Raw genomic sequence first — 13,277 nt, forward strand, 5'->3', positions numbered from 1 at the left:
GCTCCTATGCCTGAGGATCGCGGTAGGCAATCTCGGTGATCACGTAGGTGGTCTCGCCACCGGGGGCGGCCACCGTCACCTCCTCGTCCAGGGGCTTGCCGAGCAGCGCCTTGGCCAGCGGCGAATCGACGCTGATCCAGCGCTTGTCCGGGGCGATCTCGTCGTGGCCGACGATGCGGATCTTCATCTCCTCGCCTTCCTCGTCCTCCAGGGTAACGAAGGCGCCGAAGTATACCCTGCCGGTATCCGCCGGCAGCCGATCCACCACCGTCAGCTCGTCGAGGCGCTTGGTCAGGTAGCGAATCCTGGCGATGACCCGGTTGAGCTCCTTCTTGTTGTAAGTGTAATCGGCATTCTCGGAGCGGTCGCCCAGGGCCGCCGCCTCGCCTACCTTGGCGGAGAGGGCCGGGCGCTTGATCCGCGAGAGATGGTCGAGGATGCCGCGCAGACGCTCGGCGCCCTCGGCGGTGATCAGGTGGCTCTTGGGTTCCTGACGCGGGTCCTTGGCCGGATCGCGCCAGCGGGTCATATTGCGGCCTTTCATGCTCTTCCTCGCACAGCTTGTCCTCGAACTCTTGCGTCTGGGGGTCTGGCGGGACCATACGCCATGCGCCCGGGGTGGCCAAGTTGTGGCCGGGAGGCGTGGTAGCTGGCCAATCATTCAAACGTTCGTTACATTTCGGGTCGGGGCCACAATACCAACACCCCGAAGGAGATCGAGATGTTACGACGTCGTCTGCTGAACACCGCCATGGGCTTGAGTCTGAGCCTGGGCCTCGCCGCCCTGCCGCTGGCCGCCGCCCATGCCTGGGAGTCCCGGGTGGAGGGCATGAAGAACCACTGGGAGCGCCTGATCACCGAGCAGCCCGAGGGCGAGCGCGGCGATGGCCTCAAGGCCCTCGCCGGCCAGGCCGAGCGGCTGGTGGCGGAACACCCCGAGGCGGCGGTGCCGCTGGTGTGGCAGGGCATCATCGAGGCGTCATGGGCCCGCGAGCGCAGCGGCCTGGGGGCTCTCTCCAGCGCCAAGAGCGCTCGGGACGCCCTTGAGCGGGCCGTCGAGCTCGACCCCCGGGGCCACAACGGCTCCGCCTACGTCACCCTGGGGGCGCTCTATGATCGCGTGCCGGGCGGCCTGATGGGCTTCGGCGACAGCGAGACCGCCGAGCAAATGTTCCAGCAGGCGCTGTCGATCCGCCCCGACGGCATCGATGTTAACGTCTACTACGCCGCCTTCCTCGAGGAGGAGGGACGCCTGAACGATGCCCGCGAGCATGCGCGCCGCGCGGCGGAGGGCCAGGCGCGCCCCGGTCGCACGGCCTCCGACGAGGCGCTACGCGAGCAGGCACGCGAGATGCTCGCCCGGCTCTGACCCCAGGCCGGCGGTTGGCATCGCCCCCTCGGGTCACGATAATGGGCGTCTTTGCGCCAGCGGAGACCGCCATGAGTGACACGCCAGAGGTGCCCGACCCGTCCGCGGCGGCGCCCTTCACCGCCGCGGACGTGGAGCTGCTGGAGCGGCGCTGCCTGCACCAGGGGTTCTTCCGCCTCGAGGAACTGCACCTGCGCCATCGACTGTTCGAGGGCGGCTGGAGCGAGCCCATGGTGCGCGAGGTTCACCATCGTCACGACGCCGTGGGGGTGCTGCTCTACGACCCCGAGCGCGACGCCGTGGTGCTGGTGGAGCAGTTCCGCCCCGGGGCCCTGGACGACCCGGCTTCGCCCTGGAAGCTCGAGGTGGTGGCGGGGCTGGTGGAGCGTGGCGAGAGCGCCGCCGAGGTGGCCCGCCGTGAGTCCCTGGAGGAGGCCGGCTGCGCGGTGGGCGAGCTGATTTCGCTGCACACCTACTATCCCAGCCCCGGTGCCTGCGACGAGCGGGTCACGCTGTTCTGTGGCCTGGTCGACAGCCGCGGCCTCGGCGGGGTGCACGGCCTGGACGAGGAGCACGAGGATATCCGCGTGCATGTGCTGGCGTTTGCGCGGGCCTGGGAACTCCTGCAATCTGGACGACTCGACAATGCCATGTGTCTGATCGCCTTCCACTGGCTGGCGGGCGAGCGGGCCTCATTGCGAGCGAGGAGGTAGCGTGCCGAACAGAAACGCCTATGTGACCGACCTCAAGGGCCTGCAGGGCGAGTGCAGTGCCAACTACCTGCGGCTCGTGCGCCTGATGGGGGAGGTCGAACCTGGCGAGACCCGCGAGGTGGAGCTGGTGAGCCATGGCCGCCGGGTGGGCGAGCTGTGTCTGAAGCTGCAGGAGCGCGCGCCCTATACCAGCATCATCCGCGTCTCCCAGCGTGGCATCCTCGACGGCTATCTCGAGACGCCGCGCATGCGGGTGCACCTCTACCATGACGTGCGCATGGCCGAGGTCACCGATTTCCAGCGCCAGCGTCACTTCCACGGCCGCTACCGCTATCCCAACGCCCAGATGCACCAGCCCGACGAGAAGCTGCAGCTCAACCGCTTCCTCGGCGAGTGGCTGGAGCACGGCCTGGCTCACGGCCACTCCCTGGACCTGCCGGAGCTGCCGTGACGCCATGCCGCGCCTGATCCAGATCAGCGACTGCCACCTCCACGCCGACCCCGAGGCCCGCGGCAGGCGGGGTGTTCCGCTGCGTCAGCTGGAGGCGGTGGTGTCCGCCGTCAACCATCAGCGGCCGGACCTGGTGCTGGTCACCGGGGACATCAGCAACGACGACACGCCCGCCTCCTACGCCCTGGCCAGGCGCACCCTGGACGCCCTCGAGGCCCCCTGGGAGTGGCTGCCCGGCAATCACGACGTGATCGAGCCCATGGCCGCGACCCGGCCGCTGCCCGCGGAGCTGACCCTGGGCACCTGGCGCCTCCTGCTGCTCGATACCCACCTGCCCGGCGAGCCCCATGGCGAACTCGGCGAGGCGGCCCTGGAGGCGCTGGCCCGGCGCCTCGCCGACGACCCGGCGGGGCCGGTGCTGATCGCCATGCACCACCCGCCCCTGGCGGTGGGCTCCGCCTGGCTGGATGCCATCGGGCTACGGCATGCCGAGGCGTTCTGGCAGACCCTGGCACCCTTCGCCGGGGTGCGGGCGATCCTCTGCGGGCATATCCACCAGGCCTTCGTCGGGCGCCGCGCGGGGGAAGAGGGTGAGGTCATGGTCTACGGCTGCCCCTCCACCATCGACCCCTTCCTGCCGGGCAGCGCGAGCTTTGCCGTCGACCCGGTCGCTCGCCCCGGCTATCGCGTCGTCGACCTGGACGGCGCGCGCCTTGCCACCCGGGTAGAACGGGTCGATATCCACAAATAAGTTATAAAAAGATAGATATTAATTCTTTTGGGTTATTAATGGCCCGGCGTTACCCTGTGTGGCATCGACATGTTCCACGTCATTTTTGCCACGTCATGCGAGGTAGCCGGCCATGACCCTTCTTCAAGCCCCCCATCCCGCGGCGTCGCCCGAGACAGGTGTCGCCTCGGCCGCACCCGATCCGCGGCGACTCACCCACCTCAAGCAGCTCGAGGCGGAGTCGATCCATATCATCCGCGAGGTGGTCGCCGAGTTCGCCAATCCGGTGATGCTCTACTCCATCGGCAAGGACTCGGCGGTGATGCTGCACCTGGCGCGCAAGGCCTTCTACCCCGGCCCGCCGCCGTTCCCGCTGCTGCACGTGGACACCACCTGGAAGTTTCGCGAGATGATCGCCTTCCGCGATCGCATGGCGGAAGAGGCGGGCATGGAGCTGCTGGTGCACACCAACGAGGAGGGCCGCGCCGCGGGCATCAACCCCTTCGACCACGGCTCCAGCGGCTATACCGACGTGATGAAGACCGCGGCGCTCAAGCAGGCCCTGGACAAGTATGGCTTCGACGCCGCCTTCGGCGGGGCGCGCCGCGACGAGGAGGCGAGCCGGGCCAAGGAGCGCGTCTTCTCCTTTCGCGATCGCCACCACCGCTGGGACCCGAAGAACCAGCGCCCCGAGCTCTGGAACCTCTATAACGCCCGGGTCAACAAGGGCGAGTCGATCCGCGCCTTCCCGCTCTCCAACTGGACCGAGCTGGATATCTGGCAGTACATCTACCTCGAGGGCATTCCCATCGTGCCCCTCTACCACGCCGCGCCGCGTCCGGTGGTGGAGCGTGACGGCATGTTGATCATGGTCGACGACGAGCGGATGCCGCTCGCCGAGGGCGAGGTGCCCGAGGAGAAGTGGGTGCGCTTCCGCACCCTGGGCTGCTACCCGCTCACCGGGGCGGTGGAGTCGAAGGCCGCCACCCTGCCCGAGATCATCCAGGAGATGCTGCTGACCCGCACCAGCGAGCGCAGCGGCCGCGCCATCGACCACGACCAGGCCGGCTCCATGGAGAAGAAGAAGCGCGAGGGCTATTTCTGATGTCACACCAATCGAGCCTTATTGCCGACAATATCGAGCAGTACCTGCACGAGCACGAGAACAAGGACCTGCTGCGCTTCATCACCTGCGGCAGCGTCGACGACGGCAAGTCGACCCTGATCGGCCGGCTGCTGCACGACTCCAAGATGATCTTCGACGACCAGTTGGCGGCGATCACCCAGGCCTCGAAGAAGAGCGGGACCACCGGTGAGGAGGTCGACCTGGCGCTGCTGGTCGACGGCCTGCAGTCGGAGCGCGAGCAGGGCATCACCATCGATGTGGCCTATCGCTTCTTCTCCACCGACCGGCGCAAGTTCATCATCGCAGACACCCCGGGGCACGAGCAGTACACTCGCAACATGGCCACCGGCGCCTCCAATGCGAGCCTGGCCATCATCCTGGTCGACGCTCGCCACGGTGTGCAGACCCAGACCCGTCGGCACAGCTTCATCGCCGACCTGCTGGGCATCCAGCACCTGGTGGTGGCGGTCAACAAGCTCGACCTGGTGGACTACTCCGAGGCGCGCTTCGAGGAGATCGTCGCCGAGTATCAGGCGATCGCCGACAAGCTCGATGCCCCCGATATCCGCTTCGTGCCGATCTCGGCGCTCAAGGGCGACAACGTGGTCAACCCGAGCGAGGCCATGCCCTGGTACTCGGTCGATGGAGAACCGGGCCCGACGCTGCTCGAGCTGCTCGAGACGGTGGAGGTGAGCCGCGATCGCAACCTCACCGACCTGCGCCTGCCGGTGCAGATCGTCAACCGCCCCGACCTCGACTTCCGCGGCTATGCCGGCACCCTGGAGGCGGGGCTGCTGCGCCCCGGTCAGGCGGTCAAGGTGCTGCCGTCTGGCAAGCGCTCCACGGTCGAGCGCATCGTGACCTGGGAAGGCGACCTGGAGGAGGCCTTTCCCGGTCAGGCGATCACCGTGACCCTCGCCGATGAACTCGATATCTCCCGGGGGGACTGGATCGTCGCCGACGATGCCGAGGTGGCGCTCTCCCACGCCTTCGAGGCGGATATCGTGTGGATGCACGAGGAGCCCCTCGCGCCCGGCCGTCAGGTCGATATCCGCCTGGCGGGACGCTCGGTGGCGGGGCAGGTGAGTGCCATCGACTATCAGGTGGACGTCAATACCCTGGAGCGCCATCCCGCCGAGAGGCTCGATCTCAACGCCATCGCCCGCTGCCGGGTAGCGCTGACCGCCGAGGTGCCGCTGGATGAATACGCGCGCAGCCCCGGCACCGGCAGCTTCATCGTCATCGACCGGCTGACCAACGTCACCGTGGGGGCGGGCATGATCCGCACCGTCGTCGAGGGTGAGGGCGAGTCGGCGAGCGCAGGCGAGGTGGACTGGGCTGGCTTCGAACTGGAGCTCAATGCCTTGGTGCGCCGCTACTTCCCCCACTGGGAGGCGAAGGACCTGCGTGAGCTTCTGAAGTAGCAATACCGAGGCTCAACTCAATCGCGGTTGCCCATGTCGCGCCAGCGAAAGGCGCCGGGGGCAGGTCGGAGAGGGGGTCCTATGCCAGGGATGGCATCGGTAGCGTACAGGGAGGTATTCACAGCGCCCCCTCGAGGGCCTGTCGCCGGAATAGCCTTGAGCGATACCGGACAGTGGCCACCGAGGAAACCGGCTCTGGTAGGCTAGGTCCAATGACCTGACCCTTCCCCGGAGCCTGCCCCGATGATCATCGTCCTGGCAATCGTGCTGCTGCTGGCTATCTTCCTGCTGCCCAACGTCTGGGCCCAGTGGGTGCTCAAGCGCCACGCTCGCGGCCGCGACGACTACCCCGGCACCGGGGCGGAGCTGGCCGACCACCTGCTGCGTCGGTTGGGCATCGAGGGGGTCAAGGTGGAGCCCACGGAGCAGGGCGACCACTACGACCCCGAGGCGCGGCGGGTGCGGCTCTCGCCGGCGGTCTACGGCGGACGCTCGCTCACCGCGGTAACGGTGGCGGCCCACGAGGTCGGCCATGCCATCCAGCATCACCGTGGCTATGCGCCGCTGCTGGCGCGATCGCGGCTGGTGGCGGTGGCCCAGAAGGCCGAGAAGCTCGGCGCGCTGCTGATGATGGCCGCCCCCTTCCTGTTCCTGCTCACTCGCCTGCCCGGCGGCCTGGCCATCGTGGTGGCCGCGGCGGTGGCGAGCTTCGGTACCGCCGCGCTGGTTCACCTGGTGACCCTGCCGGTGGAGTTCGACGCCAGCTTCGAACGCGCCCTGCCGCTGCTCAAGGAGTATATCCCGCCGGCCGACATGGCCGGTGCCCGCCATGTGCTCACCGCCTGCGCCTTCACCTATGTGGCGGCGTCGCTTGCCAGCATCCTCAACCTTGGGCGCTGGCTGGTGATCCTGCGGCGTTGAGCCAGTCCGCCGGTGGCCTCATGATGTGATGCGGTCCATTCCAAAACGCAGAAGCCGCTCCGAGGAGCGGCTTCTGCGTGCCTGCTGGTGGCGTCGACGGACGCATCACTTCCTGAGCATGCGGTAGCCGCCCAGCAGCACCAGGGCACCGATGATGGCGGTGATGAAGCTGCCCAGGCTGAAGTCGCCCATGCTGCCCATGCCGACCATGGAACCCAGCCAGCCGCCCACGAAGGCGCCGCCGATACCGATCAGGATGGTGACGATGATGCCGCCCGGGTCCTTGCCGGGCATGATCCACTTGGCCAGGACGCCGGCGATCAGGCCGAACAGAATCCATGCGAGTACACCCATGTAGGCTCTCCTTGCTTGAGGGAAGGGAATGGTGAGTCTGCCATATCTTCCAACCCAACCCTAATGGCCGCTGCAAGCTCCCGGCGCTATCCGGGCCGATTGGCGATGACTACTGCGCGGCGCGGGGCGGGGTAGCCCTCCCGGGTCTTCGTCGGGTCGTCGGGGTCGAGGAAGTCGGCAAGCGACTGGAAGGCCATCCACTCGGTGGCGCGCTGCTCCGCCGTCGTCGTCACCGCCTCGTCCACCACCCGCACGTTGATGAAGCCGCAGCGTTCGAGCCACTGGCAGAGGGCGGCGGCGGAGGGCAGGAAGTAGACGTTGGGCATGGCGGCGTAGCGCTCGCCTGGTAAGAGCACCGTGGTGGCGTCGCCCTCGACGACCAGGGTCTCCAGCACCAGCTCGCCACCGGGACGCAGGGCGCCACGCAGCTGCAGCAGATGCTCCAGCGGCGAGGGGCGGTGGTAGAGCACCCCCATGGAGAACACGGTATCGAAGAAGCCGAGCTCCTCGGGCACCTCCTCGATGCCCACCGGCAGGAAGTGGGTGCGTCCGCCATCGGCGTCGCCGACGAAGTGGCGCACCGCGCGGAACTGCCAGAAGAAGCGCGGCGAGGGGTCGATCACCAGCACGAAGGCGGCCCCGGCCCCGGCCATGCGCCAGGCGTGGTAGCCGCTGCCGCCGCCCACGTCGAGCACGCGGCGGCCGGCCAGCGGTGCCAGGTGGGGGGCAACGCGCTGCCACTTCCAGTCGGAGCGCCACTCGGTGTCGATATGAATGCCGCCCAGCGAAAAGGGCCCCTTGCGCCAGGGGGTGAGCTTGCCGAGCAGGTTCTCGCACTGGCGGCGCCGGCTGTCGGGAAGGTCGACCACCACGCTGACGGTGTCGGCATCCAGGCGCACCTCGCGTGCATCGGGAAGCGCCGGCAGCTTGGCTACCGCCTTCTCCCAGGCGGGCAGGTCGCCGAAGCGCTTGCGGTCGAGGCCTTTGGTGAGCTGCTCGGGGAGCCGGGCCAGCCAGGAGTCGAGGCCCTGGTCGAGGAAGGCCCGGTAGAGGTCGCGGTGTTCGGCGGGTATCGGCACACTTAAGCCCCCCGGGGCGCCGGGGCCTCGGCGTCCTTGAAGGTCTCGCTCTTGAAGGCATCGCTCTTGAAGGCCACCAGGGACGCGAAGTTGAGGAGCTGGAACCAGGTGTGGCTGCGCGAGAAGCCGGCCTCGGCCAGGCGGGCGTGGTGCGCGTCCAGGGTGTCGGGCACCAGCACGTTCTCCAGGGCGGTGCGCTTCTGACTGATCTCCAGGTCGCTGTAGCCGTTGGCGCGCTTGAAGTCGTGGTAGCGCTCCACCAGCCAGGCGTTCTCCTGCTCGTCGGAGGCCTGGATCTTCTCCGAGAGCACCAGCACGCCGCCGGGCTCGAGTGCCTCGAACAGGCGCGCCAGCAGCGCCTCGCGGTCGGCCGGCGGCAGGAACTGCAGGGTGAAGTTGAGCACGATCATGCCGGCGGGCTCGTACTCGAGGCGCCGGATATCGCCCTCGAGCACCTCCATGGCATGCTCGGGGCACTCGACGGCCAGCGTCTCCCGGGCGCGGGCTACCATGGCCGGTGAGAGATCCACCCCGGTGTAGCGAAAGGCATCCGGGGCGAGCTGGCCGGCCAGCGCCAGGCCGCCGGCGCCCAGCGAGCAGCCGAGGTCATAGACCCGGGCGCCGTGGCGCAGGTGGCGCCGGGCGATCAGCCCCAGCATGCCCAGTATCTGCCCGTAGCCCGGCACCGAGCGGCGGATCATGTCGGGAAAGCAGGCGACTACCCGCTCGTCGAAGGAGAAGCGTGCCACCCGGTCGAGGGGTGTCGAAAAGATCGCGTCACGGTAAGATGCGTCACTCATGATCGGGCCAGAAATGCGGGAACGGCCGCCATTCTACGCGTGCCGCCTCGCCCTCGCACCCGCCGCTTTCAAGGAGGACAAGGATGATCGACGAGAGCGCCGCCTGGCGTGAGCTCGAGGCCCATGCCGGGGATCTGGGCCGACGCCACCTGCACGAGCTGTTTGCCGCGGAATCGGATCGTCAGCCGCGCTTCACCCGCCACGCCGCGGGTCTCACCCTGGACCTCTCCAAGCAGCGCTGGTCCGCCGAGACCCTGGCGCGCCTGCTGGCGCTGGCCGAGCAGGCCGGTGTGCCTGACGCCATCGGCCGGCTGCTCGACGGCGAGCGGGTCAACGTCAGCGAGGATCGCCCGGCGCTGCACACCGCCCTGCGCCTGCCCGCCGATGCCTCGCTGGTGGTGGAGGGTGAGGACCTGGTGCCCGGGGTCCATCGCACCCTGGATCGCATGGCCGCCATGGTGGAGCGCTTCCACGCAGGGCAGTGGCGCGGCGCCACCGGCAGGGCGATCCGTGACGTGGTCAACCTGGGGGTGGGCGGCTCGGATCTCGGCCCGCTGATGGTGACCCACGCCCTGTCCGATTATCGCCTGGATGACGTGCACCCCGTCGAGGTGCATTTCGCCTCCACCATGGACGGCTCCCAGCTGGCCGACTACCTGCGCCGCCTCAATCCCGAGACCACGCTGTTCGTGCTGTCGTCGAAGTCCTTCACCACCATCGATACCCTTTCCAACGCCAATACCGCCCGCGACTGGCTGATGGGCCGCCTGGCGGGGGAGGAGGGCGTGGACGCCGAGCTGATCATGCGTCAGCACTTCATTGGCGTCTCGGCCAGCGCCGAGAAGATGGGCGAGTGGGGCATCGACCCGGCCCACCGTCTGGAGTTCTGGGAGTGGGTCGGCGGACGCTATTCGCTGTGGGGGGCGATCGGCCTGCCCATCGCGCTGATGGTGGGCATGGACAATTTCCGCGCCCTGCTGGCCGGGGCCCACGCCATGGACCGCCACTTCCGCGAGGCGCCGCTTGCCGACAACCTGCCGGTGCTGCTGGCCCTGGCGGGGATCTGGAACGTCAATTTCCTGGATATTCGCGCCCACTCCATCCTCCCCTACGACGGCCGCCTGGAGTACTTCGCCGCCTATCTCGAACAGCTGGAGATGGAGTCCAACGGCAAGTCGGTGACCCACGACGGTCGCGAGGTGAACTACGCCACCTGCCCGGTGCTGTGGGGGCAGCTCGGCCCCAATGCCCAGCACGCCTTCTACCAGCTGCTGCACCAGGGCACCCAGGCGGTGGAATGCGACTTTATCGCCCCTCTCCGGCGCTATGATGATGTGGAAGATGCCGCTACCCGACGCCATCTCAAGGGTCAGCACCGGCTGACGCTGGCCAACTGCTTCGCCCAGTCCCGGGTGCTGATGCTGGGCGACGACGCCATCGCCGACGATGGCCCGCGGCCCGGCCACAAGCGCTATCGCGGTAACCAGCCCTCCAGCACCCTGCTGCTCGACGAGCTCACTCCGGCCATCCTGGGCTCGCTGATCGCGCTCTACGAACACAAGGTGTTCGTCCAGGCCACCATCTGGGGCATCAACCCCTTCGACCAGTGGGGCGTTGAACTGGGCAAGAAGATCGCCGGGGAGACCCAGCGTATCCTCGAGAGCCGCCAGGGGCTCGCGTCCATGGACGCCTCCACCCGGGCGCTGATCGAGGCGGCCTGGGCGGCGGAGGGAGACTCTTGATGGTGCTGGCTACCCATACAGGTGTTGCGGTATGCTGAGCGCACCCTGGCGGGGGCGTCCGGCCAGCGGCGTGCTCTATCTGCATGGCTTCAACAGCGGTGCCGCCTCGCCCAAGGGGGTGCTGGTGCGCCGCGCCTGCGAGTCCCTGGGAGTGCCCTGCATCACGCCCCAGCTGCCGCATCGCCCCGGCGAGGCGCTGGTGCTGGCGGAATCACGGCTGGCCGAGCTGGGCCGGCGCCCCCTGGTGGTGGGCAGCTCCATGGGGGGCTTCCTGGCCACCTGCCTGGCCGAACGCCACGACCTCGATGGCGTGCTGATCAACCCGGCGGTGCGCCCGGCGGACCTGGTGGCGGAGTGGGTAGGCGAGCGTTTCGTCAACGACCATACCGGTGAGCGCTTCACCATCGGCCGCGAGCACCTGGCCGAGCTGGCGTCGCTGACGCCCGCGGCGGTCACCCCGGAGCGCTATCTGCTGCTGCTGGGCAGTGCCGACGAGGTGCTCGACCCGGCGCATGCCTTCACGCTCTATCGCGGTGCGCGGACCCTGCTGCATCCCGGGGCCGACCATGCCTTCACGGTGCTCTCCCGGCACCTGCCGGCGGTGCTGGCCCATGGCGGCCATGCCCTGCCGCCGGAGTGGCAGGCCTGTCAACACTAAGGAAGCGGACGACTCATGACGCAATACAGTGCCAGCTCGATCGAGGTGCTCTCCGGTCTCGAGCCGGTGCGCAAGCGCCCGGGCATGTATACCGATACCAGCCGGCCCAACCACCTGATCCAGGAGGTGGTCGACAACAGCGTCGACGAGGCGCTGGCCGGCCACGCCAGCCGCGTCGGCGTGCGCCTGTTCGAGGATGGCGGCATCGAGGTGTCCGACGACGGCCGCGGCATGCCCATCGATATCCACCCCGAGCATGGCGTCTCCGGGGTGGAGCTGATCCTTACCCGGCTCCACGCCGGCGGCAAGTTCTCCAACGCCAGCTACAAGTTCTCCGGTGGCCTGCACGGGGTCGGCGTGTCGGTGGTCAACGCGCTCTCGCGGCGCCTCGAGGTGGAGGTGCTGCGTGACGGCAGCCGCCATGCCGTCGCCTTCGAGCATGGCGAGCCGGTCTCCAAGCTGGCGGTGATCGGCAGCGTGGGCAAGCGCAATACCGGCACGGTGCTGCGCTTCTGGCCCGAGGCGAGCTACTTCGACACCCCGCGGCTGGCCGTGGGGCGCCTGAAGCATCTGCTGCGTGCCAAGGCGGTGCTCTGCCCGGGGCTCAAGGTGAGCCTGGTGGAGGCCGACGGCACCGAGAGCGAGTGGCAGTATGCGGATGGCCTGCGTGACTACCTGGCCCAGGCCACCGACGGCTATGAGGTGCTGCCCGCCGCGCCCTTCATCGGCCACTTCGCCGATGACGAGCAGGGCGTGGACTGGGCGATCCAGTGGCTCCCCGAGGGCGGCGAGCCGCTGCTGGAGAGCTACGTCAACCTGATCCCCACGCCCCAGGGCGGTACCCACGTCAATGGCCTGCGCGCCGGCCTGCTCGAGGCGTTGCGCGAGTTCTGCGAGTACCGCAGCCTGCTGCCGCGGGGCGTCAAGCTGACCGCCGAGGACCTCTGGGAACGCGTCTCCTACGTGCTCTCGGTGAAGATGCTCGACCCCCAGTTCGCCGGCCAGACCAAGGAGCGGCTCTCCTCGCGCACCGTGGCGGGTTTCGTTTCCGGGGTGGTCAAGGATGCCTTCTCGCTGTGGCTCAACCAGCATGTGGACCAGGCCGAGGCCCTGGCGGAGCTCGTCATCAGCGCCGCCCAGCGTCGCCAGAAGAGCTCGAAGAAGGTGGCGCGCAAGAAGGTCACCTCCGGCCCGGCACTACCCGGCAAGCTGGCCGACTGCTCCGGCCAGGATCCGGCCCAGAGCGAGCTGTTCCTGGTGGAGGGTGACTCCGCCGGCGGCAGCGCCAAGCAGGCCCGCAACCGCGAGAGCCAGGCGATCCTGCCGCTGCGCGGCAAGATACTGAACACCTGGGAGGTGGAGTCCCACGATATCTACGGCTCCCAGGAGGTCCACGACATCGCCGTGGCCGTGGGCATGGACCCGGGCAGCGACGACCTCTCCAAGCTGCGCTACCACAAGATCTGCATCCTCGCCGATGCCGACTCCGACGGCCTGCATATCGCCACCCTGCTGTGTGCGCTCTTCGTGCGTCACTTCCCGGCGCTGGTGGATGCCGGCCATGTCTTCGTGGCCATGCCACCGCTCTACCGCATCGACCTGGGCAAGGAGGTGCACTACGCCCTGGACGAGAGCGAGAAGGCGGCGATCCTGCGCAAGCTGGAGGGCAAGCGCGGCACCGTGAACGTGCAGCGCTTCAAGGGCCTGGGCGAGATGAGCCCGCTGCAGCTGCGCGAGACCACCATGGCGGTGGATACCCGCCGCCTGGTGCAGCTCACCCGCGAGGTCGGTGACGGCACCATGGAGATGATGGACATGCTGCTGGCCAAGAAACGCGCCTCCGACCGCAAGAGCTGGCTCGAGGACTACGGCAACTTGGCGGATATCGAGGTATAGCCACAAGCCACAAG

14 protein-coding genes are annotated in these 13,277 nt (G+C 68.4%); 10 read left to right on the top strand and 4 right to left on the bottom strand.

Translation table 11 applies throughout. The annotated features are described in order from the left end of the window. Positions 1-4: 4 nt before the first annotated feature. The gene (gene greB / locus RAN53_RS04675; protein WP_305795646.1) at positions 5-544 is read right to left on the bottom strand and encodes a transcription elongation factor GreB; all 540 of its coding nucleotides are present in this window, start codon (positions 542-544) and stop codon (positions 5-7) included. A gap of 177 nt (positions 545-721) precedes the next feature. Between greB and RAN53_RS04680 the strand changes: the two genes are divergently transcribed. The 7 genes from RAN53_RS04680 to RAN53_RS04710 all read left to right on the top strand — a co-directional run bounded on the left by RAN53_RS04680 (position 722) and on the right by RAN53_RS04710 (position 6,734). Continuing rightward, a complete protein-coding gene (locus tag RAN53_RS04680; protein WP_305795647.1) occupies positions 722-1,369 on the top strand; it encodes a TRAP transporter TatT component family protein in 648 nt (215 codons plus the stop codon). 71 nt (positions 1,370-1,440) lie between these two features. Further along, positions 1,441-2,082, top strand: coding sequence for an NUDIX domain-containing protein (locus tag RAN53_RS04685; RefSeq protein ID WP_305795648.1), 642 nt, complete (start codon positions 1,441-1,443; stop codon positions 2,080-2,082). 1 nt (position 2,083) lies between these two features. Continuing rightward, positions 2,084-2,533 carry a DUF1249 domain-containing protein gene (locus tag RAN53_RS04690; protein ID WP_305795649.1) on the top strand — a complete coding sequence of 150 codons (450 nt, stop codon included), beginning with the start codon at positions 2,084-2,086 and terminating at the stop codon, positions 2,531-2,533. A 4-nt stretch (positions 2,534-2,537) separates the two neighbouring features. Next, positions 2,538-3,284, top strand: a complete 747-nt coding sequence (locus RAN53_RS04695) for a phosphodiesterase (protein ID WP_305795650.1) — start codon at positions 2,538-2,540, stop codon at positions 3,282-3,284. A gap of 112 nt (positions 3,285-3,396) precedes the next feature. Next, entirely contained in the window at positions 3,397-4,368 is a 972-nt protein-coding gene (gene cysD, locus RAN53_RS04700; RefSeq protein ID WP_305795651.1) for a sulfate adenylyltransferase subunit CysD, read from the top strand. After that, entirely contained in the window at positions 4,368-5,813 is a 1,446-nt protein-coding gene (gene cysN, locus RAN53_RS04705) for a sulfate adenylyltransferase subunit CysN (RefSeq protein WP_305795652.1), read from the top strand. Before cysD ends, cysN begins: the two co-directional genes overlap by 1 nt. 246 nt (positions 5,814-6,059) lie before the next feature. After that, positions 6,060-6,734: a zinc metallopeptidase gene (locus tag RAN53_RS04710; protein WP_321169816.1), complete on the top strand. Its 675-nt coding sequence runs from the start codon at positions 6,060-6,062 to the stop codon at positions 6,732-6,734. Positions 6,735-6,839: 105 nt separating this feature from the next. On the opposite strand, the gene RAN53_RS04715 is transcribed toward RAN53_RS04710, so the two are convergent. The 3 genes from RAN53_RS04715 to cmoA form a co-directional block, all read right to left on the bottom strand. Next, on the bottom strand, positions 6,840-7,088 hold the full coding sequence (locus tag RAN53_RS04715; RefSeq protein ID WP_161431443.1) for a GlsB/YeaQ/YmgE family stress response membrane protein: 249 nt from the start codon (positions 7,086-7,088) through the stop codon (positions 6,840-6,842). Between the two features lie 86 nt (positions 7,089-7,174). Continuing rightward, complete coding sequence (gene cmoB / locus RAN53_RS04720; protein WP_305795654.1) at positions 7,175-8,167, bottom strand: tRNA 5-methoxyuridine(34)/uridine 5-oxyacetic acid(34) synthase CmoB; 993 nt, start codon at positions 8,165-8,167, stop codon at positions 7,175-7,177. Between the two features lie 2 nt (positions 8,168-8,169). After that, positions 8,170-8,967 (bottom strand): carboxy-S-adenosyl-L-methionine synthase CmoA, encoded by a 798-nt coding sequence (gene cmoA, locus RAN53_RS04725; RefSeq protein WP_305795655.1) that lies wholly within the window; start codon positions 8,965-8,967, stop codon positions 8,170-8,172. Positions 8,968-9,050: 83 nt separating this feature from the next. Here cmoA and pgi point away from each other — a divergent pair, with 83 nt between their 5' ends. The 3 genes from pgi to parE are packed head-to-tail and all read left to right on the top strand — an operon-like array spanning position 9,051 to position 13,263. Then, positions 9,051-10,709 carry a glucose-6-phosphate isomerase gene (gene pgi, locus RAN53_RS04730; RefSeq protein WP_305795656.1) on the top strand — a complete coding sequence of 553 codons (1,659 nt, stop codon included), beginning with the start codon at positions 9,051-9,053 and terminating at the stop codon, positions 10,707-10,709. Positions 10,710-10,740: 31 nt separating this feature from the next. Then, positions 10,741-11,367 (top strand): YqiA/YcfP family alpha/beta fold hydrolase, encoded by a 627-nt coding sequence (locus RAN53_RS04735; protein ID WP_305795657.1) that lies wholly within the window; start codon positions 10,741-10,743, stop codon positions 11,365-11,367. Between the two features lie 15 nt (positions 11,368-11,382). Continuing rightward, complete coding sequence (gene parE / locus RAN53_RS04740) at positions 11,383-13,263, top strand: DNA topoisomerase IV subunit B (RefSeq protein ID WP_305795658.1); 1,881 nt, start codon at positions 11,383-11,385, stop codon at positions 13,261-13,263. The last annotated feature ends 14 nt before the right edge of the window (positions 13,264-13,277 follow it).

The organism is Halomonas sp. SSL-5 (assembly GCF_030708455.1).
GTDB lineage: Bacteria > Pseudomonadota > Gammaproteobacteria > Pseudomonadales > Halomonadaceae > Halomonas.

Coding starts and splice junctions, on each gene's coding strand:
- greB (WP_305795646.1), bottom strand. CDS start 544: ATGAAAGGCCGCAATATGACCCGCTGGCGCGATCCGGCCAAGGACCCG.
- RAN53_RS04680 (WP_305795647.1), top strand. CDS start 722: ATGTTACGACGTCGTCTGCTGAACACCGCCATGGGCTTGAGTCTGAGC.
- RAN53_RS04685 (WP_305795648.1), top strand. CDS start 1,441: ATGAGTGACACGCCAGAGGTGCCCGACCCGTCCGCGGCGGCGCCCTTC.
- RAN53_RS04695 (WP_305795650.1), top strand. CDS start 2,538: ATGCCGCGCCTGATCCAGATCAGCGACTGCCACCTCCACGCCGACCCC.
- cysD (WP_305795651.1), top strand. CDS start 3,397: ATGACCCTTCTTCAAGCCCCCCATCCCGCGGCGTCGCCCGAGACAGGT.
- cysN (WP_305795652.1), top strand. CDS start 4,368: ATGTCACACCAATCGAGCCTTATTGCCGACAATATCGAGCAGTACCTG.
- RAN53_RS04715 (WP_161431443.1), bottom strand. CDS start 7,088: ATGGGTGTACTCGCATGGATTCTGTTCGGCCTGATCGCCGGCGTCCTG.
- cmoA (WP_305795655.1), bottom strand. CDS start 8,967: ATGAGTGACGCATCTTACCGTGACGCGATCTTTTCGACACCCCTCGAC.
- pgi (WP_305795656.1), top strand. CDS start 9,051: ATGATCGACGAGAGCGCCGCCTGGCGTGAGCTCGAGGCCCATGCCGGG.
- RAN53_RS04735 (WP_305795657.1), top strand. CDS start 10,741: ATGCTGAGCGCACCCTGGCGGGGGCGTCCGGCCAGCGGCGTGCTCTAT.
- parE (WP_305795658.1), top strand. CDS start 11,383: ATGACGCAATACAGTGCCAGCTCGATCGAGGTGCTCTCCGGTCTCGAG.